Raw genomic sequence first — 19,225 nt, forward strand, 5'->3', positions numbered from 1 at the left:
GTGGCGGCTACACGAATACGGTTTCACGATACTCGCCAAAGACGGCGCGCAGGGCATTGGCAATTTCGCCCAGGGTGCAGTTGGCTTCGACGGCGGCGATCAGCGGAGGCAGCAGATTGCCGCTGCCGGCAGCAGTATCGGCGATGCGGGCCAGAGAAGCCTCGGCGCGGCCGGCGTCCCGCTTCTGGCGCAGTGCGCGGAGGCGCTCGCATTGCTTGCGCTCGACTTCGGCAGCAATCTGGAGAACCGGGGTGGGCGTGGCTTCCTGCTGCTGGAAACGGTTGACGCCGACGATAACCGCCTCGCCCTTTTCCAGGCGCTGCTGCTGGTCATAGGCGGCGTTTTGGATTTCGCGTTGCACATAGCCGCTCTCGATCGCCTGTAGCATCCCTTCGAGCGCCCCCCCCCAGCTTTCAATTTTCTCCAGGTAGGCTTCGGCTGCCTGCTCGAGCTGGTGGGTCAGGGATTCGACGTAGTAGGAACCCGCCAGGGGATCGATGACCTCGGGCACGCCGGTCTCGTACGCCAGCACTTGCTGGGTGCGCAGAGCAAGGCGGGCGGCATTTTCGGTCGGTAGGCCAAGCGCCTCGTCGAACGAATTGGTGTGCAGCGATTGCGTGCCGCCGAGCACGCCTGCCAGGGCTTCATACGCCGTGCGGACGATATTGACCTGCGGCTGCTGTGCCGTAAGCGTGGAACCGGCCGTCTGCGTGTGGAAGCGCAGCATCCAGGACTTGGGATTTCGCGCGTGGAAACGCTCGCGCATCCGCCGCGCCCACATGCGCCGCGCGGCGCGGAATTTGGCGACCTCTTCCAGCAGGTTGGAATGGGCGTTGAAGAAAAACGACAGCCGCGGCGCAAAGGCATCCACGTCGAGGCCACGGTCGAGCGCCGCCTGCACGTAAGCGGCGCCGTTGCCCAAGGTAAAGGCGATTTCCTGCGCCGCGGTCGAGCCGGCTTCGCGGATGTGGTAACCGGAAATAGAAATCGTGTTCCACTCCGGCAGCTCGCGCGAGCCGTACTCGATGATGTCGGTCACCAGACGCAGCGCCGGCCGGACCGGGTAAATATAAGTTCCGCGGGCGATGTATTCCTTGAGGATGTCGTTCTGCACCGTGCCCTGCAGCTTGCGCGGGTCCGCCCCTTGCCGCTTCGCCGTGGCCACATACAGCGCCAGCAGGATGGCTGCGGTGGCGTTGATGGTCATTGAGGTCGAAATTTTCTCCAGCGGGATGCCGGCAAACAGCCGCTCCATGTCCGGCAGCGAGGTGATGGAGACGCCGACGCGGCCGACTTCGCCCCGCGCCAGCTCGGCATCGCTGTCCAGCCCGATCTGGGTGGGCAGATCGAAAGCCACCGAAAGCCCGGTAGTTCCCTGCTCCAGCAAATAACGGTAGCGGCGGTTGGACTCTTCAGCGTCGGCAAATCCCGCGTACTGGCGCATGGTCCAGAGACGGCCGCGGTACATGTCCGGCCGCACGCCGCGCGTGAAGGGAAACTTGCCGGGATCACCCAGCTCGCGATCGTAGTCGAACCCCTCGAGATCGGAAGGCCGATACAGGTCCTTGCTCATGCGCGCTGCGCCGCCCGCGCCAGCGAGCTGATACCAAAGTAGGCAAACACCAGCGCCAACGCTAACTCAACCTGCGTGCCGGAGGAGGCTTGCGTCAGGCTGGAAATTAGTGGAATGCCGGTATGGGCCCGATCCGCGGCCCAGCTTTTGTATCCGGCAAAGCCGAAGCCGGACGCAAAGAATAAAAAAAGCACGGCCGCGACTTGCAGGCCGAGGCGGCGCAGCGCATTGCCGGAATGCACCCAAAGTTGGCGGGCACTGCGGCGGAAGGCAGTTTTCACTGTGCCGGGCGCGCTCTTGTGTTTTTGGACCTGATTGCCCACCAGCGTGCCAGCGGCATGGCCCAATCTTGCACCCATAGGCTCCACAGGCGCCTGTTGCAGGCGTTGGCGCTGCCGGATTAAATATGCCGCCGCACGGCCGATTTTTGCGCCTGTGCCCATGCTTCCATTCTAGGCGGCTCGCGCCTAGACGGTTTCGGCTAGACCGTGGCGGCGCAGCAGGCCGGGAAGGTTCTGCGAAAAAGCCGAGCGCGGCATGACCAGATCACAGCCGGCTTCCTGAGCTTTGATCTTAAGGTCAGCCTGGAGGTGATTGAGAAAGCCGATCAGGGGAATCTTCTTCAGCTCGGGATTGTGGCGGATTTTGCCAATCGTGGGAATCGGCTTGAGGGCGGTGCTGTTCAGGTCCAGGATGATGGCCGCCGGCGGCGGGGCGACCTTTTCCAGTAGCTCGCGGTCGGTCTTGGCCATGTCAATATTGACCTTGAGCTGACGGGCCGTTTCGCGGATTTTGGCAAGAAAAAACAGATCATCCACCGCAACCAGAATGCGGCGCTGAACCTGAACAGCGGGGGCTGTGGCACCCTCCACGGGGGAATTCGTAGTAGCCAACGGTTTACCTCCAGGGCGGAAATGTTCCGCCACGGAATCAGTTGTCGCAAATCGTAACAGCGGCAGCGAGCGGGACCCGAAAAGTCGCAGCTCGCGAGCTGGGGAAGCGCTCTCCAGCCAAGGCCGATACTGCCATCATAGCGCAATACCTACTTACTTGTGCCCGGAGAACCGGACCCGTAAGAGGCTGAATAAATTAGCCATTTCGACCGCCGCGAGCGCGGCTTCCGCACCTTTGTTGCCAGCCTTGAGACCGGCGCGCTGGATGGCCTCCTCTAGCGTCTCACAGGTAAGGACGCCAAAAGCATGCGGGACGCCGGTTTCGAGAGCCGACTGGCCAATGCCGCGGGTGACTTCCCGGGCGATGAAGTCGAAGTGTGGCGTTTCGCCGCGCAGGATGAGGCCCAGGCAAACGATGGCGTCGAACCCGTGGGTATCGGCCGCAGCACGCGCAGCGGCAGGAATTTCAAACGCGCCCGGCACTTCGATGACCTCGATCGTGGCGGCACCGAGACGTTCGAGCATATCCACGGCGCTGGCGCGCAGCCGTGCGGTAATGAATTCATTGAAGCGGCTGACCACAACCGCAAAGCGAAAACCTTTGCCACTGAGGCCGCCGGCGGTTCTACCTGCCATGGAATTGCGCAGCACGCTTTTCGAGAAACGCCCGCGTGCCTTCTTTCATGTCCTCGCTGGCGCAGGCAAGGGCAAAGAGGTTGGCTTCAAAGGCCAATCCTTCCTCCAAGCTCATTTCCACCCCGGCGCGTACTGCTTGCAGGCAATATTGCACCGCCAACGGCGCATTGGCGGCAATCTTGTTGGCTAGGGCTTCGACCGCCGGCAGCAGTTCTGCCTGCGGATGGACGGAATTGACCAGGCCGAGGCGATGCGCTTCGGCGGCAGGAATGGGGTCGCCGCTGAGCAGAATCTGCAGCGCAGGACCGCTGCCAATGAGCCGCGCCAGCCGCTGCGTGCCGCCATAGCCGGGAATGACGCCGAGTTTAACTTCGGGCTGGCCGAGCCTGGCGTTATCGCTGGCCATGCGGAGCGTGCAGGCCATGGCCAGCTCGAGGCCCCCGCCCAGGGCAAAGCCATTGATCGCCGCTAGCACCGGAACCGGGAACATCTCGATTTCACGGAACAGCGCGTTGCCCGCCTGACTGAAGGCGCGCGCTTCGGTGATGCTCAAGCTGGCGATTTCGGAAATATCGGCGCCGGCCACAAACGCCTTTTCCCCCGCACCCGTCAAAATGATGGCGCGCAGGCCCGCTTCCGCACGGCAGGCATCGAAGGCGCGCTTCAGATCCGCGAGCGTCGCCCGATTGAGTGCATTCAGCTTTTCCGGACGGTGCACGGTGATGCGCGCCAGCGGCGGCGCGATCTCCAGACGGACGTTCTCGAGTGCCAAGGGGGTGCTCATCGCTTCCTATGAGTCTAGTAGACTTGAAAGCGAGCCGCTAGCCTTTCAGCCGCATGGAATCCCGCTTTATCCGTAATTTTTCAATCGTGGCGCACATCGACCACGGTAAGAGCACGCTTGCCGACCGGCTGCTGGAGGCCACCGGCGCCCTCACCGCGCGCGAGATGCAGCAGCAGGTGCTCGACAACATGGATCTCGAGCGTGAGCGCGGCATCACCATCAAAGCCCACGCCGTCCGGCTCGACTACAAAGCCCCCGACGGCCAGCTGTATCAGCTCAATTTGATCGACACGCCCGGCCACGTGGATTTCTCCTATGAGGTTTCGCGCAGCCTGGCGGCATGTGAGGGCGCGCTGTTGGTGGTCGATGCGGCGCAGGGCGTCGAGGCACAGACGGTCGCCAACGCCTACCTGGCCGTGAATCAGGGGCTCGAGATCATTCCCGTAATCAACAAGATCGATCTGCCCGGAGCCGAACCCGACCGCGTGCGCGAGCAGATCGAAACGGTGATCGGCCTGGACGCCAGCCGCGCAGTGCTGGCATCAGCGAAGACCGGGTTAGGCACCGATGCCGTGCTGCAGGCCATCGTTGAGCGCGTTCCGCCGCCAACCGGCGACGCCGCGGCGCCGCTGCGGGCACTGCTGTTCGACTCCTGGTTTGACGCCTACCGGGGCGTCATCCTGCTGACGCGCGTTATGGAAGGCACCCTGCGCGTCGGCCAGAAAATCCGGCTGATGTCCAACGGCCAAAGCTTTCAGGTGGAATCGCTCGCGGTGCGCACCCCCAAACCGGTCGAGGTCAGCGAGTTGGCGGCGGGCGAAGTCGGCCTGGTGGTCGCCAACATCAAGCGCGTGGCCGATGCCCGCATCGGCGACACCATTACCGGTGACGACATGCCGGCCGCGGCGCCACTGGCCGGCTTCGAGCAGGTCAAGCCCATGGTGTTTGCGGGCTTGTACACCACCGAAAGCGATCAACACGCCCTCCTGCGCGATGCATTGGAGAAATTGCGGCTGAACGACAGCTCGTTCTTCTTCGAGCCGGAAAGCTCGGCAGCGCTGGGATTCGGCTTTCGCTGCGGCTTTTTGGGGCTGTTGCACATGGAGATCGTGCAGGAGCGGCTGGAGCGCGAGTTCAACCTTGACCTGATCGTGACCGCGCCGGGTGTGCGTTATCACGTCTTCCTGCGTGATGACACCGAGCGCGATGTGGACAACCCGGACAAGCTGCCGCCCGCGGGCGACATCGCGCGCATCGAAGAGCCCATCATTACCGCGACGATTATCTCCAACGACGATGCCCTCGGCGGCATTCTGGCGCTGTGTGAGGACAAGCGCGGCGTGCAGAAGGGTTTTGAGTATCTTGGCCCCGGACGCGTGATGCTCACCTACGAGCTGCCCCTGAATGAAGTCGTGCTCGACTTCTACGACCGCCTCAAAACCGTTTCGCGCGGCTATGCCTCGCTCGATTACCACCTCAGCGGCTACCGCGCCTCCGATCTGGTCAAACTCGACGTGCTGGTGGCGGGCGAGCCGGTTGATGCGCTGTCCATGATTCTGCATCGCGATAAGTCCTTCGAGCGTGGCAAGGCGCTGGCCGCGAAGATGAAAGAGCTCATCCCCCGGCAGCAGTTCGAGGTGCCCATCCAGGCGGCGATTGGTGGCAAGATCATCGCGCGCGAAACCGTGCGGGCAGTGCGTAAGGATGTGCTCGCCAAATGCTACGGCGGCGACATCTCCCGCAAGCGCAAGCTGCTGGAAAAACAAAAAGAAGGCAAGAAGCGGATGAAAAAGCTGGGAAAAGTAGAGATCCCGCAGGAGGCATTCCTGGCGGTGCTCAAAGTCGAGTAGGCGCCAGGGCGGCGACTTCCACAGTAACTTCGTCGACCGTAAGCGCGCTCAGAGGCGTGCGTTGCAGCCAGCGTGCCGGCGCTTGCCAGGGATGCCATACGTCGACATCCGTGATCGAGTAGAGCACAACCAGCGGCTTACCTAAAGCGGCGGCGATATGTACCGGACCGCCGTCGTTGGTGATCACCAGATCGGCTTCGGCCTCTAGCGCCATCAGTTCTTCCACACTCGTGCCGGATAGCAAGGTTGCGCCGGGCACGGGCTCGCCCGCCGTGGCGCTCGCTTGGACGCTCGCCAGACCGTACGTGTCGCGCAACCAGGCGGCGAGCCGGCCAAAGCAATCGAGTGGCCAGCGCATGTCCGGTTCGCGGGCTTCCGTGCCCAAAAAAGCGTAGCCGCCGGTGACCCCGCGCTGCGTCAGGTGCTTGCGGACGCGTGCGCGAGCTTCGGGCCGCAGAACCAGCTTCAGAGGGCCGGGCGCGACCGGCGGCAAGCCAAGTGAAGTAAGCAGCGAAAGCACGTGCTCGACGGTGTGCAACCGCACCCGCCCCGAGGGCGGTGCTTCTGGGGGAGTAAGGAGGTTGTACGCCCACGCGTGGCGTAGGCCGGCAAAGGTGGCGCGCTGCGGCGCGCCGGAAAAACGGGCGAGCCAGGCTGCCGTCGAGCCGCCATGCAGGCCGGCAACCAGCGCAGGATGAAAACGCCGCAGCTCGCGCAGGGCTTGCACGCGCCCAGCCAGGGTCGCGGGGGCCTCAATGATGGCGTCGAAATCAGGATTGCGCGCAACCACTGCGGCAAACCGCGGCTCGACGAGAATCGCCAGGCACACATCCGGCCGCCAGGATTTGAGGGCGGCGGCGGCAGGGGTGAGCAGCAGTGTGTCGCCCAGGCTGCGCAGGCGGATAAAGCCAACCCCAGCTCCCTGCGGCAAGTCCGGAAGGACTTCAACCATTGGGGGTGTCGCGCGTAGCCTCTTCCAGCAACATCACGGGGATGTCGTCACGAATCGGATAGACGCGCTGGCATTGCTCACACTTCAGGCCCGTAGGTGCATCGGCCGGACCGACCAGCAGTACCCGGGCGTGGTCATCCGGGCAAACCAGAATTTCGAGCAGCTCGCGTGCTATCGCCATAGGCTACCGATTTCCTTCGATGCTCTGACGGATGGCAAAGTTGATTGCCGAATAAGCTTCCGCCGCATGGTGCTGAAACCATTTGACCACTTCTTTGCCGTCGGGATCGTCACAGCGATGAATGGCGTGGTCTTCGGGATGAATGGTGGAATCTACGACGACCAGGACATCGCCCGCGCGCAGCGACTGCGCATTATCGACCACCTGCCGCACGGCAACGTTGAAGACAAACGCGCGTGCGGTCGCAGCCACGCCATCGACGGGCTGATGACAGAACGGACAGTGATAGATTTCCATGGACCGTTCCTTATCCTACCGCGTGGTAGGTGCGGCGCAAGAACTTTCGAGGTAGGCATCCCGTGCGGCCAGCAGCAGCCGGCCGGCCGCCTCAGGGTTGGCACGGCGTAAGAGACGGCGAGCCTGAAGGCGAAGTTTGCGGTTTTGATCCAGTGGCCGCGCCAGTTCAGCAGCTAGCAAGTTTAGGTCCCACGGAAGCGCGCCGGCTTTAGGGGCGGCAGCAGGTGCTGACCTGTGCCTGCGGCGGCGTGAGTTTGACGTGAACGGACTCATTAGGTTTCTTCAGGATAAACGCTTGGCCCCAGGTGTTGAAGGAGGTGTCAATCACCTGCACCAACACTACGCCCGGTTCAAAACCCTGCACCACGACTTGGCCGTGCTCGTCGGTGTGGGTATCGATATTGAAGGGATCGTGAGGAATGCGGCCTTCATGGTCGCGCATCTGCTTGAGTACCACGAGCGCCCCTTGAATTCGATTGCCCGAAGGATCGACCACGGTGACCGTCACGCGAATGGTGGGGACAGCCTGTTTCTTTTGGGCCGACGCCGGGAGAACGCAAAGTACCAGCGCAAGCAGCCCGCAGAGCGCCATTGTTAGCCGCGCCGTCCTCATAGCCGCAGTGTAGCAGGGGTCAGCAGTTCGCGGATAGCCGTGAGGATGAGATCGGGATCTTCGAGCGGAATCCAATGCCCGCTGGATGGAGCGACACGGTGCACCCCGTGCGCCACCGCAGCCAGAGCCTCATGCTCGGCGCGCTGCGGTTCGGGCGTATCCGCCGCCGAAAGTACCACCAGCGGAATGTCGTCGAGCGGTGGAGCGTCGGCCATGCGCCGGCACGCTTCGGGCAGGCACTCCATTTGACTGGCCAGCGCCTGATAGAAGCGCGCGCGGCTCCAGAACCAGCGCATCGCCGGTTTGAGTTCAGGCGGCAGGCGGGTGGCGGGCGTAAAGTTGAAATCCGACTTGGTCCGCAGCTTGCCGCCGCTGATCAGCGTGGCGCACCCGGCGGCGAGTCTCAGCGCGCCGGTCGACACCAGCCAGGCGGCGAATTGGGCAATGCCGCAACGGGCGGCGTACATGCCCCGGCGGGATAGGCGAATGCCGCTCTCGAGTTTCGCCTGATGCGCCGCATCCGGATGGGCCCACTCGGCCAGCGAAGGCGGATCGGCCAGAATCACGCCGGCGGTTTGCTCCGGATGCCGGCCGGCAAACTCGCGCACGATCAGCGCGCCATAAGAATGTCCTACCAGAAGATAAGGCGCAGGCGCCGCCGTCATAGCCAGCACCGCTTCCAGCTCCTCAACCATACGGTCCAGCGTGCGTGGCTGCCGTCCTGCAGCGCTATAGCCCAGCCCCGAGCGGTCGTAGCTCAGCGTAGCCACAGTTTGTGTCAGCGCCCGCTGCACGAACACCCAGCCCAGCGAGGTCCCGCCCAGCGCCGCTTCCAGCACTACCGTCGGCTGCTTCGGCCCACCCGCCGCGGCGGGCTGGTACTGCACATGCACCGCGTGGCCGTCAATCTGCAGAACTTGTCCAGGTGCCGGAACCGGAGGAGCCACACTCCCAGTTTACAGTTCACAGTCCACAGTTGAGCCCGGCGTGCCCCCAGATTCTGAGCCCGACTGTAAACTGTGAACTGTAAACTGTGAACTTTTCCCCCATGGACCAGCCCCGCCTCAATTTCGAATTCGAGCGTCAGGTCTGGACCGTATCCGCGCTCCTCGCCAACCTCAAAGGGCTAGTGGAGCGCGAGTTTTTCGACGTCTGGATCGAGGGCGAGGTCTCGAACTGCAAGTATGCCGCCTCGCGGCATTGCTACTTTACGCTCAAGGACGCCCGCGCGCAGTTGCGCGCCGTTTTATTCGCCACCCAGGCGCGGCGGGCGAAGTTTCAGTTGCGCGATGGCTTGCAAGTGCGCGTGCGCGGCCGCATCAGTTTGTATGAAGCGCGCGGCGACGTGCAGTGCATCGTCGAGCACGTCGAGCCGCTGGGGCGCGGCGGCCTGCAGCTTGCCTTCGAGCAGCTCAAGGAAAAGCTGGCCGCCGAGGGACTGTTTGCGCCCGAGCGCAAACGCCCGCTGCCGGTGCTGCCGCGCCGCATCGGCCTGATCACTTCACCGCGGGGCGCCGCGGTAGCCGACATGATCCGGATTCTGCAGCGCCGCTATCCGGGCCTGCACCTTCTGCTCTATCCGGTGGCCGTGCAGGGCGCCGCGGCCGCGCCCGAAATTTGCGAGGCGCTCTCGTTTTTCGGCGCGCAACCGCCGGACAGCGCCTTCGCCGTGGACCTGCTGATTGTCGGCCGCGGCGGCGGCTCGCTGGAAGACCTCTGGGCCTTCAACGAAGAGAGCGTGGCGCGGGCGCTGGCGCGCTCGCCCGTCCCAACGATTTCCGCGGTGGGTCATGAAACCGACTTCACCATCGCCGATTTTGTGGCCGATCTGCGCGCCCCCACCCCGAGTGCCGCCGCCGAGTTGGCGGTGCGTCCCCACGCCGACTGGCTGCGCGAGCAGCAGGATCGCTGCCAGCGGCTGGAGCACGCCATGCGCTACGGCCTGCTGCGGCGCCGCCGCTATCTGGAAGATCGCGCGCGCCATGGCGCCTTTGACGCCGTGCGCCAGCGGCTGCGCCACGGCAGCCAGCGCACCGATGACCTGGCGCACTCGCTGGAGCAGCTCCTGTGGCGGCGGCTGGCAGCCGCGAGGCGCCGCTGGGTGGCCAGCCAGGTGGGCCTGCGCCAGCGCGATCCGCGGGCACAACTCGCCGCGGCACGGTTGGCTCTGACGGCACGCCAGCGGGACTTGGCCGGCGTGGCGCTGGCCCACCTGCAGCAGCGCCGGCAGCGGCTCGACCGCCTCGCGGCGGTGCTGCGCGAGCGCGACCCCCTGCGCATCCTCGGCCGCGGCTACACCCTGGTCTATGGCGCCAACGGCAAACTGGCGGCCCGGCGCAGCGCCGTCGCCGAAGGCGAGGCGCTGCGCATCCGCTTTGCCGATGGCTGGCTCGAGGCCGACGCCAGAGCAAAACCAGACCCGCTATAGCCCGACGACCCGGGTCGATTGCGGCTTCGACACCAGGAGAAGCCGCACGCAACCCGACTGCGCGTGCTACACCAAGTCTGGTTTTGCGTTAAAAAAGACCGTGATACGATTTGACAGAAACGGAGGACTCAGTGGATCTCATCCCCAGTGAAAGCCAGGTGCGGGAACAGTTGGAACAGACCGGCGCGCTGCGGCCCGGCCATTTCCGCCATGCGAGCGGCACCCACTCCGATGTTTACCTGCAGATTCCTCTGGCAATGCGCTATTACAACGAATCCAAAGTGCTGAGCGTGGCCCTCAGCCGCATGCTGCGCCAGGATGACGCCGTGCGCCGCGCCATACCCAATGTCAGTATCGTAGTTCCGGCGACGGGCGGACTGCCGGTTGCCTTTGGCGTGGCCGAAGCGCTGCAGGCCTCGCAGACCTACTGGGCGGAGAAAACCGACAAAGGCGATTTGGAGCTGCGCCAGTTCGTCCAGATTCACCGCGGCGAGCGCGTCATTCTGGTCGATGACATCCTGCGCACCGGCCGCAAACTCACCCAACTGCGCAAGCTGGTCGAAACCGCCGGCGCCAAAGTGTTGGCGTTGGCGGTGTTGGTGCATCAGCCGTTTGAAAACTGCGCGCGCTTTGACGATCTGCCACTCTTCAAGTTACTGACGCTCGAGCCTCATTACTGGACCGCGAAGGACTGCCCCCTGTGCGCCCAGAAAGTGCCGGTCATCGAGGTGCACGAGTAGCGCCTCGCGGCGCTTTTCCGCGGGGCTCCGCCCCGGGCCTCCCGCTGCCTCCCCGGCATGGACCTCGCCTCAGGAATCTTCGGTCGTTTAGTCCGGGCGCGGGATCGCGCCTATGCAAATGGGCGCCTGGGCGTGGCGCACCTGCCCCGGCCCGTGGTCAGCATCGGCAACTTGCGCGTCGGCGGCAGCGGCAAAACGCCTACCGTCATTGCCCTCGGCCAGGCGTTGCAGCAGCAGGGGTTGCGCCTCGATGTGCTCTCGCGCGGATATCGCCGCGCCAGCAGCAAGTTGGCAATTGCTGAAACCGGCGACGAAGATGTGACCCAGGTGGGCGATGAACCTAAGCTCATCGCCGCGCGTTTAGGGGCGCCGGTTCTGGTCCATCCGGACCGCTTCCGCGCTGGCCTGGAAGGCGAGCGCCGCTTTCAGCCCCAACTCCACCTATTGGACGATGGCTTCCAGCACCGCCAGCTTTATCGAAACTTTGACCTCGTCCTCGTCGCCCCGGGCGACCTCGAAGACCGGCTGCTGCCTGCCGGTCGCCTGCGGGAACTGCCCCGCGCCCTGGCGCGCGCACACGCCGTACTCTGGGTAGGCGATGAGGCCTCGTTCGCGGCGGCACAGCCGCAACTGGCGGCGCTGACGCAAGCCAAACTGCTGCGCGGCGAGAAGCGGGCCCAGCCGCTGGACGAAATTCCCTCGCGCCCGGTTGCATTTTGTGGCCTCGCGCGTCCAGAATCGTTTTGGGAGACGCTTGCGGAGCTGGGTGTCGTCCCGGTGGCGCGGCAGACCTTCCGCGACCACCACCATTACTCTCTGCGTGACCTGGCCCGCTTGCGTGCGCGCGCCCAGGCGGCAGGCGCGGACGGATTCATCACAACGGCGAAAGATGCCGTTAATTTACCTACGCCACTGCCGCATCTGCGCGTGGTCGAGATTGCCATGCATATACCCGCCATTCAGGAATTGACGGCCATCATCCGGGAGGCGTGCGGGCTTTGACCACGGGGGCAATCCTGGCGCCAAATTGGCTGGGCGACGTCATTATGAGCTTGCCGGCCGTATCCGCATTGCTGGCGGCCACGCCCGAGCGTTCCTGGACCGTCCTCGCCCGGCCCGGGGTTGCCAATATTTACGGCATGGCGCGGCTGCCGCTGCAGGTTGAGCCTCTGCCCCACCGTCGGAGCCTGCCCCGCCTCGCAGGCGCCAAGGCGACGCGCGAGCTCGTGATTTTTCCAAACTCCTTTCACGCCGCGCTGCTCGGCCTGCGGTTGGGCGCGCGCCGCCGCGTCGGTTATGCGCGTGACCGCCGCGGCTGGCTGCTGAAACCGGCCGTGCCCGTTCCGGTGCCGGGCAGCCTGCCGGCGCACGAGTCGTTTTATTATCTGGAACTGCTGCGGCGTGCAGGCTTGGTTGCCGAGCTTCCGGCAGAAGATCCGGTGCGTCTGCGCGTCCCGCTCTATCCCGATCCGTCCCGCGTGCAGCGCTGGCGGCGCAAGCTGGTGCCCGCCACCCCGGGCGCCGATACCGGGCATATTGCCGCCTTGCATGTGGGAGCTTCCGGCGGCACCGCCAAGTGTTGGCTACCGGAGCGGTTTGCGGAGCTGGCGGGCGAGCTCTCCCGGCGCGGAGTATCGGTCGTCATCGTCGGCGGCAATGCCGAGCGCGAGCTGGCGCGCAAAATCCGCATGTTGGCGCCGCATCCCGAACAAATCAAAAATCTCGCCGGAGAAACGTCCCTTGAGGATCTCGTGGCCCTGATCGCCGCGGTGGACGTGCTCGTCGCCAACGATAGCGGCCCCATGCACGTGGCGGGCGCGGTCGGGACGCCGGTCGTGGCCCTGTTCGGGCCGACCAATGAGAAAGCCACCTATCCGCTGGCCGAAGCCGGCAAGCTGCGGCTGGTGACGGCTGCCGGTGTGGCCTGCCGCCCGTGCAAGCTGCATGAATGCCCCATCGACCACCGCTGCATGGGCAACATCTCCGTCGCCCAGGTCCGCGCCGAAGTCGACGCCGTGCTGTGGGCAGACAAAAAGGTGACACGAAGATGAGCGGCGAACCAGTGGTGACCGCGCCGTCCCTGGCGGCGCATCTGGCCACTGCCGGTATGGCCAGCATTTTCCTGTCGCTCTTTGGCGGGCTGTGGATGGTGCTGGCGCTGAACAGCGAAACCTGGCTCTGGCTGGTCGCCTGCGTCCTGATCCCGGTGGTGCTGCTGCTGATGCGCGGCGTGGGGTTGATGATTTCCGGCCAACAGGCGCGCGGCCCTGCGCTGGCCGCAACCGAGGAGCGGAGCATCCGCGCCGCCGCCGGCCGCCGTATCGGCTGGGTCGTTCTGGTGGACTTTGGCGCCATGGCGGTGGCCGCCAATATTCTCTATTCCGCCCATCTCTCCGCCTGGACCGTAGCGGCGATTGCCGCCGTCGTCGCTGTGCAATTTCTCGCCTGGCCAACCCTGCTGGGCGATGCCCTCTATTACTTCCCTGCTAGCCTCGAAATCATTGGCGTCAGTGTCGTTGCCCTGACCATGCGCCATCACATTACGCTTGCCGATTCGCTGTTTGGTTTAGTCATCGGCCTAACGCTCTGGCTGACGGTGATCTTTCTGCTCTTGCGCGGACGGCGCGTGGTGGCCCTGCTTACGCAAGCGGCGGGGGAGGCAGCGGCGTCACAGTGATGCCGCCGGGCGCCTCAGCCAAAACCACCGCAGCCGCATAGCCAGGAGCGGTTTCCAACTCACACACCCACCACGCCCGGCCCAGCGCGCGCAATTGCGCGGCAGTGCCCTCGAGTTCCGCCTCGGGTTGCCGCAGCACGGCGAGGCCTCGACCATCAGCTTTCATCCACGCCTCTTTGCAGGTCCATAAGCGGGCGAAAGCGTGTTCGCGCGCCGATTCGGGCTGCGCCGCCAGCCAGGCCTGCTCGGACGCGCTGAAATAGCGCTGCGCCAAACCGAGAAAATTGCGCGGCCGCTCGGCTTCAATGTCCACGCCCAAAGCAAGTGACGAGTGCACGCCCAATAGGCCCAGAGTTCCTGAATGCGAGAGGTTGAAGTGCAAGTTATGACCGGCCAGCCGCGGTTTGCCGCTGCTCTCACGCTCGAAGCGAAGGCTGCCAGGAAGGCAACCCAGCCTTTGCGCCAAAATCCAGCGGAGCTGGGCATGAGCGGTCAGGTAACGTTCGCCATGGGCCGGGTTCAGGTAGCGGTCTGCGCGCGCGCGCTCCTCCGCCGATAGCCAGACGCGCCAGGCCGCCCGCTGGGCTGCCGGTGCCTTGAGTTCGAACCAATAGACGGTCAGTTCGGCCACGCATTCAATCTACACTGGAGTTCTCATGGCATGCAGCCGTCGGGAGTTTTTGCGGTTCGCCGGGGCCGCGGGCGCAGGGCTGTCGCTGGCGCGTGCCGCCTGGGCACAAACCCGGGCTGCCACGCTCGATCCGGATGCGCTGCCGCACTGGCTTGCGCCGCTGCCACAACTGGATCTCGCACAGCCCACCGCCGGCGGCGCCTACCAGATGACCATGCAGGAGGCGTTCGTGCACCTGCACCCGCATCTGCCGCCAACCCGGGTTTGGACCTATAACGGAACCTTTCCGGCGCCGTTGATTGCGGCCGAAAGCGGAAAAACAGTGACCATTCGCTGGCGCAACCGGCTGCCGCCGCACCACTTCCTGCCCGTCGATCCCACGCTGGCAGGCAATGGCTCAACCGCGCGCGCCGTCGCGCACGTGCACGGTGCGCGCGTGCCCGCCGCGAGCGACGGCTACCCGGAAGATTGGATCGTGCCCGGCCAGGAGCAAATATTTCAGTATCCGAACCGCCAGGAAGCGGCGCCGCTGTTCTACCACGACCACGCCATGGGCACCAGCCGGCTCAACGTTTACGCCGGTATGCTGGGGCCATACTGGATCCGCGATGCAGAGGAGCGGGCTTTGCGGCTCCCGGACGGCGAGCGCGAGCTCCCGCTGCTACTCTGCGACCGCTGGCTGGATCCGCACGGCCAGCTCTACTACCCCACCAGCGGCATCGCCGCGCATCCGTGGGTGCCGGAAGTGTTTGGCAATTGCATGCTGGTGAATGGCGCCTTGTGGCCGCATCTGACTTTACAGCCCACGGTCTACAGGTTGCGGATCTGCAATGCGGCCAATAGCCGGTTTTTCACGCTTTCGTTCTCAGAACGCTTACCGCTGTACGTAATTGCCAGTGACCAGGGCTTGCTGCAGGCACCGGTCGAGCAGAACGCGCTGCTGCTGGCGCCGGCAGAGCGTGCCGACGTGCTCGTAGACTTTCGCCAAGCCGCCGGGCACGCGCTCTACTTGCTCAATGACGAGCAGCCGGTTCTGCAGTGCAGGATCGCCTCGGCCCATGGACCCGGGCGTACGGACTGGCGCCCACCGGTGCGCTTACGGCCCATAGTTCGGACCGCGCCACCCTCCGCTCGGCGCTCGCGTCCGCTGACGCTGGATGAATTCGACGGTTATCACGGCTTACCCAAGCTCATGCTGCTCAACAGCACGCGCTGGAGCGCACCCGCAACCGAAACCCCCGCTTTAGGCGACACCGAGATCTGGGAGTTCGTCAACCTAAGCACGGATACCCACCCGATTCATCTGCATCAGGTTCGGTTTCAAATCCTGGACCGGCGCACCTTCGACACCGACCAGTACCTGCTTGACCAAACTCTGCGGTATCTGGCGCCGGCACGCCCGCCGGCGGCGGTTGAGCGCGGCTGGAAGGACACTGTGCGCTGCCCCGCCGGCGATGTAACCCGCATCATTGTCCACTTCGAGTCTTACTCCGGCCGCTATGTCTGGCACTGTCACATTTTGGAACATCAGGCCAACCTGATGATGCGGCCGTTGGAAATTCTCCCGCCAAAAACATGCGCGGGTACATAATCGCCCGTATGAGGTTCACCCGCGTTCTTCCCCTCCTGCTCGGCATGGCCGTGGCAGTAGTCGCCCAGCATCCGGCTCACCCCCGTCCTGAACCTCCTGGGCCGGCGGGGCGGCTGCAGCATATTGTGGTGATCTTTCAGGAGAATATCTCCTTCGATCACTACTTCGCGACTTACCCGCACGCTCTCAATCCCCCCGGCGAGCCTCCCTTTCATGCGCTCCCCGGCACGCCCTCCGTAGAGGGTCTCAGCGGCGCGCTGCTGACGCAGAATCCCAATTTCACCAACCGCGCCAACGGCGCCAACGCCGCCAACCCTTTCCGATTGGACCGCTCTCAGGCGGCGACCGCCGATCAGAGTCACACCTACCATAACGAACAGTTGGCTTTCGATCACGGCAAGATGGACCTGTTTCCCAAATACACCGGGCGGCGTGGGCCCCCGCCGGGCGAGCATGCCCCCTCGTGGCTGAAACCGCCGCTGACAACGCAAGGGCTGGTCATGGGCTACTTCGATGGCAACACCGTCACCGCCCTCTGGAACTACGCCCAGCATTACGCCATGTCCGATTATTTCTTTGGCACCACCTTTGGGCCCTCCACCGTAGGAGCTCTGAATCTGATCTCCGGGCAAACCAATGGCGTCAGCGCCACGCGCAATGGTCACGGCGGCATTGTTGACGGCGGCGCCGGATCGCTGACGGACAGCAGCGATTCCGATCCGCTCGGCGACGTCTGTTCGAATCCCGCGCGGACGCAGTTTGCCATGGGCGGCAAAAACATCGGCGATCTGCTGACCGCAGCAGGCGTCACCTGGGGATGGTTTCAGGGCGGATTCGACCTGCAGATGGTCAACCCGGACGGATCTACCGGCTGTCGCAGGCGGCATTTCTCCCGCATCGTGGGCCGCAATATCACCGATTACGTGCCGCACCACGATCCCTTTCAGTACTACGCCTCCACCGCCAACCCGCAACACCTCCGTCCCTCATCGCTGCAGGCCATCGGCCACAATGGCGGCCGTGCCAACCACAACTACGATCTCGAAGACTTCTTTGACGCCGTCCTCGGCGGCAATTTCCCTCAGGTTACCTTCCTCAAGGCCCCCGCCTATGAGAATGGGCACGCCGGCAATTCCGACCCCCTCGACGGCCAGAACTTCATCGTGCGCGTCATCAATTTCCTGGAACGGCAGAAGCAGTGGGATCACACCGCGGTAATTCTCACTTACGATGATTCCGACGGCTGGTACGATCACGTGGCCAGTCCGCGGGTCAATGGTTCCCGTTCCAGCGAAGACGCCTTCACTTCACCCGGCGTGTGCGGCGATGGCACACCTCGCCTGCGCGGCATCGCCGCCAACAACCCGCGCGCGCAAGGCCGCTGTGGCTACGGTCCACGCCTGCCGCTGCTGGTGATCTCCCCCTGGACCCGGCCGAATTTTGTCGCCCACAACCTGACCGACCAGACCTCCGTCCTGCGCCTGATCGAAGACACCTTCCTGCACGGCGAGCGCATCGGACGTGGCTCCTTTGACGCCATCTCCGGCTCGCTCGATCCCATGTTCGACTTTAGCGGCACACAACCAGGAAACACCAAGCGGCTGCTGTTGACTCCCTCAACCGGCGAGGCCCGGGGCTCCCGGGGCCCCCGGTTTGGCCGAGTGTCAAGCGTGGTAAACGACACAGTGCGTCGTTTACGGGCGCAGCCACGCCAGGTCCCGCGCCAGTCGATGTCCGGTGGCGGCAGCTCGGAGGAGTCCTGAGCGCCAGCGGGCGGACCCTGCCGGGAATCGAAGCCCGCACTCCAAGCGGCCATCGGGAGCGACCAGGGCAAAAAGTGGCGAGCCACCAACGGAGCCCCGCAGGGCGTGACTGAGGTCATGGACGGACCGTGCGCCCCGAGCCAACTTCTTAGGAAGCAATGGCCGTCGGCGCCAAATCCGATTTCAATGACGCACCCTTCATTGCCATTTGGGAAGTAACCCAGGCGTGTGATCTCGCCTGTCAGCACTGTCGCGCCTCAGCGCATCCGGAGCGCTCCTCGCGGGAGCTATCGACGTGCGAAGGCAAAGCTCTGTTGCGGCAGGTGCGTGAGTTGGCCGTCCCGGTCTTCGTACTCACCGGCGGCGACCCCATGAAGCGCCCCGATATCTTTCATCTGGTGGAGTACGGCACCCAGCTCGGCGTGCGTGTCTCGATGACGCCGAGCACCACGCCACTGCTGACGCGCGAGGCCATCAGGGACCTCAAAGCTTCCGGCCTGGCGCGGCTCGCCGTCAGCATCGATGGCGCCACCGCCGCCGTCCATGATCACTTCCGGCGCGTGCCGGGCGCCTTCGCGCGCGCGCTCGACACCGTCCGCTGGGCGCGGGAGGTGGGCCTGCCGGCGCAGATCAATACCACCATCGGCCGCCATAATGGCGGCGGCATCGAGGCGATGGCGGCCCTCATGGAAACGCTCGACATCGTGCTCTGGAGCGTCTTCTTTCTGATTCCGGTCGGGCGCGGCCGGCCCGAAGATTGCCTCGATGCGGAGAACATCGAACGCGTTTTCGCGCAGCTTTACGCTATTGCGTGCCGCGTGCGCTTCGATGTGAAAACCACCGAGGCGATGCATTACCGCCGCTACCTCTTGCAGCAGCGTGCGCGCGAGCGGGCCTCGACCGGCGCAGTAGCCATGCCGCTGCCCTGGGCGGCGGCCGGCTCGGCGCGGGCACCGCGCGGCCTCAATGACGGCAAAGGCTTCATCTTTATCTCCTACCGGGGCGAGGTCTACCCCAGCGGCTTTCTGCCGCTGTCGGCCGGCAATGTGCGCCGCGCGCCGCTGGGCGAGATCTATCGCACCTCACCGTTGCTGCGGGCGCTGCGCGATGCCACTCTGCTCGAAGGCAAATGTGGCGTCTGTGAATTTCGTGAGATTTGCGGCGGTTCGCGCGCGCGCGCTTATGCCGTCTCGGGCAGCGTCTTCGCCGCCGATCCCGGCTGTGTCTATGAACCGCCCAGGTGGCTCAATAAAGGTCTTTAGTGCCGGCGCTTCTTCTTTTTCTTCCGTCCCGGCTGCCCCACCGGTGTCGCCTCCGCTGGTGCGCTCGGTGTCGTCGCTTCCGGCCGCGCCTCTGCATGCGCTTCCGGTGCTGGCACGGGCGGTGGTGGCGGCACGTCGCTGATAGCCGGTCCCCCTGCGGTCGCAGGCGCCGGGTGCATGCCGTGGTCCGTGAGATCCATCCAGGCGAACCACGCCACTCCAATGCCAAAGAGGGCATCCGGAATCGCTATCCACCACATGTTTTCCTTCGCCATCCACACCGCCAGCACCACGACAATAATGCCCAGCACGATTAACAAGTACTGGAAGCTTTTCTGAATGCCCTCTGCCATA

The 19,225-nt window shown here is 64.6% G+C and carries 21 protein-coding genes; 9 read left to right on the forward strand and 12 right to left on the reverse strand.

Annotated features, from left to right (window positions below):
* Positions 1 to 7 precede the first annotated feature (7 nt).
* The 5 genes from EPN33_11305 to EPN33_11325 all read right to left on the reverse strand — a co-directional run bounded on the left by EPN33_11305 (position 8) and on the right by EPN33_11325 (position 3,874).
* Positions 8 to 1,573: a methylmalonyl-CoA mutase gene (locus EPN33_11305; protein TAN21210.1), complete on the reverse strand. Its 1,566-nt coding sequence runs from the start codon at positions 1,571 to 1,573 to the stop codon at positions 8 to 10.
* On the reverse strand, positions 1,570 to 1,932 hold the full coding sequence (locus EPN33_11310; GenBank protein TAN21211.1) for a hypothetical protein: 363 nt from the start codon (positions 1,930 to 1,932) through the stop codon (positions 1,570 to 1,572). The genes EPN33_11305 and EPN33_11310 overlap by 4 nt, the downstream gene beginning before the upstream one ends.
* Positions 1,933 to 2,040: 108 nt before the next feature.
* Positions 2,041 to 2,445 (reverse strand): response regulator, encoded by a 405-nt coding sequence (locus EPN33_11315; protein ID TAN21212.1) that lies wholly within the window; start codon positions 2,443 to 2,445, stop codon positions 2,041 to 2,043.
* 174 nt (positions 2,446 to 2,619) lie between these two features.
* A complete protein-coding gene (locus EPN33_11320) occupies positions 2,620 to 3,102 on the reverse strand; it encodes a 6,7-dimethyl-8-ribityllumazine synthase (GenBank protein TAN21213.1) in 483 nt (160 codons plus the stop codon).
* Complete coding sequence (locus EPN33_11325; protein TAN21552.1) at positions 3,092 to 3,874, reverse strand: enoyl-CoA hydratase; 783 nt, start codon at positions 3,872 to 3,874, stop codon at positions 3,092 to 3,094. The genes EPN33_11320 and EPN33_11325 overlap by 11 nt, the downstream gene beginning before the upstream one ends.
* 65 nt (positions 3,875 to 3,939) lie before the next feature.
* Between EPN33_11325 and EPN33_11330 the strand changes: the two genes are divergently transcribed.
* Complete coding sequence (locus tag EPN33_11330) at positions 3,940 to 5,736, forward strand: elongation factor 4 (protein ID TAN21214.1); 1,797 nt, start codon at positions 3,940 to 3,942, stop codon at positions 5,734 to 5,736.
* On the opposite strand, the gene EPN33_11335 is transcribed toward EPN33_11330, so the two are convergent.
* The 5 genes from EPN33_11335 to EPN33_11355 form a co-directional block, all read right to left on the reverse strand.
* The gene (locus EPN33_11335; GenBank protein TAN21215.1) at positions 5,723 to 6,688 is read right to left on the reverse strand and encodes a lipopolysaccharide heptosyltransferase family protein; all 966 of its coding nucleotides are present in this window, start codon (positions 6,686 to 6,688) and stop codon (positions 5,723 to 5,725) included. The genes EPN33_11330 and EPN33_11335 overlap by 14 nt on opposite strands.
* Complete coding sequence (locus tag EPN33_11340; protein TAN21216.1) at positions 6,681 to 6,869, reverse strand: Trm112 family protein; 189 nt, start codon at positions 6,867 to 6,869, stop codon at positions 6,681 to 6,683. The genes EPN33_11335 and EPN33_11340 overlap by 8 nt, the downstream gene beginning before the upstream one ends.
* 3 nt (positions 6,870 to 6,872) lie before the next feature.
* Complete coding sequence (locus tag EPN33_11345; protein TAN21217.1) at positions 6,873 to 7,166, reverse strand: hypothetical protein; 294 nt, start codon at positions 7,164 to 7,166, stop codon at positions 6,873 to 6,875.
* Between the two features lie 208 nt (positions 7,167 to 7,374).
* Positions 7,375 to 7,779 carry a carboxypeptidase regulatory-like domain-containing protein gene (locus EPN33_11350; GenBank protein ID TAN21218.1) on the reverse strand — a complete coding sequence of 135 codons (405 nt, stop codon included), beginning with the start codon at positions 7,777 to 7,779 and terminating at the stop codon, positions 7,375 to 7,377.
* Positions 7,776 to 8,726, reverse strand: coding sequence for an alpha/beta hydrolase (locus tag EPN33_11355; protein ID TAN21219.1), 951 nt, complete (start codon positions 8,724 to 8,726; stop codon positions 7,776 to 7,778). Before EPN33_11355 ends, EPN33_11350 begins: the two co-directional genes overlap by 4 nt.
* 86 nt (positions 8,727 to 8,812) lie before the next feature.
* Here EPN33_11355 and xseA point away from each other — a divergent pair, with 86 nt between their 5' ends.
* From xseA to EPN33_11380, 5 genes are all read left to right on the forward strand, one after another.
* A complete protein-coding gene (gene xseA / locus EPN33_11360) occupies positions 8,813 to 10,207 on the forward strand; it encodes an exodeoxyribonuclease VII large subunit (protein TAN21220.1) in 1,395 nt (464 codons plus the stop codon).
* A gap of 131 nt (positions 10,208 to 10,338) precedes the next feature.
* Positions 10,339 to 10,947 carry a phosphoribosyltransferase gene (locus tag EPN33_11365; protein TAN21221.1) on the forward strand — a complete coding sequence of 203 codons (609 nt, stop codon included), beginning with the start codon at positions 10,339 to 10,341 and terminating at the stop codon, positions 10,945 to 10,947.
* Positions 10,948 to 11,004: 57 nt separating this feature from the next.
* The gene (gene lpxK / locus EPN33_11370; GenBank protein ID TAN21222.1) at positions 11,005 to 11,949 is read left to right on the forward strand and encodes a tetraacyldisaccharide 4'-kinase; all 945 of its coding nucleotides are present in this window, start codon (positions 11,005 to 11,007) and stop codon (positions 11,947 to 11,949) included.
* Complete coding sequence (waaF, locus tag EPN33_11375) at positions 11,937 to 12,998, forward strand: lipopolysaccharide heptosyltransferase II (GenBank protein TAN21223.1); 1,062 nt, start codon at positions 11,937 to 11,939, stop codon at positions 12,996 to 12,998. The genes lpxK and waaF overlap by 13 nt, the downstream gene beginning before the upstream one ends.
* Positions 12,995 to 13,624, forward strand: a complete 630-nt coding sequence (locus tag EPN33_11380; GenBank protein ID TAN21224.1) for a hypothetical protein — start codon at positions 12,995 to 12,997, stop codon at positions 13,622 to 13,624. The genes waaF and EPN33_11380 overlap by 4 nt, the downstream gene beginning before the upstream one ends.
* Here EPN33_11380 and EPN33_11385 read toward each other — a convergent pair.
* Positions 13,587 to 14,264 (reverse strand): 4'-phosphopantetheinyl transferase superfamily protein, encoded by a 678-nt coding sequence (locus EPN33_11385; protein TAN21225.1) that lies wholly within the window; start codon positions 14,262 to 14,264, stop codon positions 13,587 to 13,589. The genes EPN33_11380 and EPN33_11385 overlap by 38 nt on opposite strands.
* A 16-nt stretch (positions 14,265 to 14,280) precedes the next feature.
* On the opposite strand from EPN33_11385, the gene EPN33_11390 reads away from it, so the two are divergent.
* The 3 genes from EPN33_11390 (at position 14,281) to EPN33_11400 (ending at position 18,871) form a co-directional block, all read left to right on the forward strand.
* Positions 14,281 to 15,846 carry a bilirubin oxidase gene (locus EPN33_11390; protein TAN21226.1) on the forward strand — a complete coding sequence of 522 codons (1,566 nt, stop codon included), beginning with the start codon at positions 14,281 to 14,283 and terminating at the stop codon, positions 15,844 to 15,846.
* On the forward strand, positions 15,831 to 17,609 hold the full coding sequence (locus EPN33_11395) for a phospholipase (protein ID TAN21227.1): 1,779 nt from the start codon (positions 15,831 to 15,833) through the stop codon (positions 17,607 to 17,609). The genes EPN33_11390 and EPN33_11395 overlap by 16 nt, the downstream gene beginning before the upstream one ends.
* A gap of 158 nt (positions 17,610 to 17,767) precedes the next feature.
* Positions 17,768 to 18,871, forward strand: a complete 1,104-nt coding sequence (locus tag EPN33_11400) for a TIGR04053 family radical SAM/SPASM domain-containing protein (protein TAN21228.1) — start codon at positions 17,768 to 17,770, stop codon at positions 18,869 to 18,871.
* Here the strand turns inward: EPN33_11400 and EPN33_11405 are convergent.
* On the reverse strand, positions 18,868 to 19,224 hold the full coding sequence (locus EPN33_11405) for a hypothetical protein (protein TAN21229.1): 357 nt from the start codon (positions 19,222 to 19,224) through the stop codon (positions 18,868 to 18,870). The genes EPN33_11400 and EPN33_11405 overlap by 4 nt on opposite strands.
* Position 19,225: the final 1 nt, after the last annotated feature.

The sequence above is a fragment of the Acidobacteriota bacterium genome (assembly GCA_004299485.1).
Taxonomy (GTDB): Bacteria; Acidobacteriota; Terriglobia; order Terriglobales; family SCQP01; genus SCQP01.

Excerpts from the sequence above, each read along its gene's own strand:
- EPN33_11400 (TAN21228.1), top strand. The coding sequence starts at position 17,768 with ATGGCCGTCGGCGCCAAATCCGATTTCAATGACGCACCCTTCATTGCC.
- EPN33_11395 (TAN21227.1), top strand. The coding sequence starts at position 15,831 with ATGCGCGGGTACATAATCGCCCGTATGAGGTTCACCCGCGTTCTTCCC.
- EPN33_11350 (TAN21218.1), bottom strand. The coding sequence starts at position 7,779 with ATGAGGACGGCGCGGCTAACAATGGCGCTCTGCGGGCTGCTTGCGCTG.
- EPN33_11330 (TAN21214.1), top strand. The coding sequence starts at position 3,940 with ATGGAATCCCGCTTTATCCGTAATTTTTCAATCGTGGCGCACATCGAC.
- EPN33_11310 (TAN21211.1), bottom strand. The coding sequence starts at position 1,932 with ATGGGTGCAAGATTGGGCCATGCCGCTGGCACGCTGGTGGGCAATCAG.
- EPN33_11320 (TAN21213.1), bottom strand. The coding sequence starts at position 3,102 with ATGGCAGGTAGAACCGCCGGCGGCCTCAGTGGCAAAGGTTTTCGCTTT.
- lpxK (TAN21222.1), top strand. The coding sequence starts at position 11,005 with ATGGACCTCGCCTCAGGAATCTTCGGTCGTTTAGTCCGGGCGCGGGAT.
- EPN33_11305 (TAN21210.1), bottom strand. The coding sequence starts at position 1,573 with ATGAGCAAGGACCTGTATCGGCCTTCCGATCTCGAGGGGTTCGACTAC.
- EPN33_11390 (TAN21226.1), top strand. The coding sequence starts at position 14,281 with ATGGCATGCAGCCGTCGGGAGTTTTTGCGGTTCGCCGGGGCCGCGGGC.
- EPN33_11405 (TAN21229.1), bottom strand. The coding sequence starts at position 19,224 with ATGGCAGAGGGCATTCAGAAAAGCTTCCAGTACTTGTTAATCGTGCTG.
- EPN33_11345 (TAN21217.1), bottom strand. The coding sequence starts at position 7,166 with ATGGAAATCTATCACTGTCCGTTCTGTCATCAGCCCGTCGATGGCGTG.
- EPN33_11335 (TAN21215.1), bottom strand. The coding sequence starts at position 6,688 with ATGGTTGAAGTCCTTCCGGACTTGCCGCAGGGAGCTGGGGTTGGCTTT.
- EPN33_11340 (TAN21216.1), bottom strand. The coding sequence starts at position 6,869 with ATGGCGATAGCACGCGAGCTGCTCGAAATTCTGGTTTGCCCGGATGAC.
- EPN33_11380 (TAN21224.1), top strand. The coding sequence starts at position 12,995 with ATGAGCGGCGAACCAGTGGTGACCGCGCCGTCCCTGGCGGCGCATCTG.